The sequence below is a fragment of the Winogradskyella psychrotolerans RS-3 genome (assembly GCF_000427335.1).
Classification (GTDB): domain Bacteria; phylum Bacteroidota; class Bacteroidia; order Flavobacteriales; family Flavobacteriaceae; genus Winogradskyella; species Winogradskyella psychrotolerans.
This window is the reverse complement of the sequence record NZ_ATMR01000189.1, coordinates 1-1,145: the sequence shown is the minus strand read 5'-3', so window position 1 is coordinate 1,145 and position 1,145 is coordinate 1. Positions and strand designations below refer to the sequence as shown.

2 protein-coding genes and 1 pseudogene are annotated in these 1,145 nt (G+C 41.7%); all 3 read right to left on the bottom strand.

The genetic code is table 11. From position 1 onward, the window contains the following. Positions 1–294: sodium:solute symporter family transporter (locus ADIWIN_RS22260; RefSeq protein ID WP_438874659.1), on the bottom strand; the 294-nt coding region annotated here is incomplete at its 3' end. Positions 295–391: 97 nt separating this feature from the next. Then, positions 392–475, bottom strand: a pseudogene (locus ADIWIN_RS22255) (hypothetical protein); the annotation flags it as partial. Positions 476–638: 163 nt separating this feature from the next. Then, the gene (locus tag ADIWIN_RS16895; protein ID WP_020897804.1) at positions 639–1,109 is read right to left on the bottom strand and encodes a hypothetical protein; all 471 of its coding nucleotides are present in this window, start codon (positions 1,107–1,109) and stop codon (positions 639–641) included. Between the last annotated feature and the right edge of the window lie 36 nt (positions 1,110–1,145).

Here is a 1,145-nt window from a genome sequence, read left to right as displayed (position 1 = left end):
AGATGCATCTATGGTATAATAGGACAAAGCAACCATCCCCAGCACAAGCACCGCAAGCTGCAACATTTCGGTCCACACAACCGCTCTTAAACCTCCTAAAACGGTATAGACTCCTGTAAATACTGCCAAAAACAGAATACTGGCTAACATCGGTATTCCCAGCAAGGATTGCAGGGAAATGGCTCCTAGATAAAGTACTGCACTGATTTCTACAAAAATATAGGTTAAAAGCACCAAAATCGAATAGGTTGTCCTGGCTCCTCCCCCAAATCTCTTCTGTAGGAACTCCGGCATGGTATAAAACCCATTTCTTATGTAAAAAAGGTAAAAACACCCATAACAACACATTAAACCCTACCAGTATTGCTCCCCACTCTATTACAATGGCAACAAATCCTCTTTCATAAGCCACTCCCATCACTCCTACCAGGTGATGACTACTGATATTGGCAGCAATAATACTTCCTCCTATCATCCACCAAGGAAGCTTGTCTCCTGCCAAAAAATAATCTCGTTTACTTTCGCCTGTACTTTTTCTGGAAGCATAAAGCCCTAGGCCTATGATGCCAACAATGTAGATTACAAATATCCCCAGGTCTAAATTCGTGAAATTGGATTCCATATTATTTTGAAGCTAATCAGGGTTTAGTTTTCATTTTATTTAATACCTCTTGAACCAAAACTTCATAAGCTCCTGCTTCAAAAGGCGTTTGCCACACGGTATACATGTCCTTGTCATAAAGTTCCTTTGGTGGTAGGTACCCTATATGTCCATTGACAATATTTCCCACGACCACAGGAGCAGAAGAAAATTTCTCTCGGAGGGTTTGTTGAAAAACAGCATAAGCTTCATTGGGTTGTACCACGATCCGGCAATCTCCCAACTGCCAATACCAAACCTTGACCGTGACTTTAGTCCCATCCCCAATTGAACTCCTCACTCCCAGCTTCCGGATTAGCCTTTCCTTTAGCACCGGATCCTCACATTCATTAATAGATCGCTTAAGTTCCTTGATAGATGGCCAAGGCTTTAATGGCAATTCAATAGTAATAATTTCAGCTGACACATTACTTTCAGAAGAAACTGACTCGGGTTCCCAGATAGCCAAAGGGGCACCAGAGGCAACTGTTTCCTTAAAAAATTA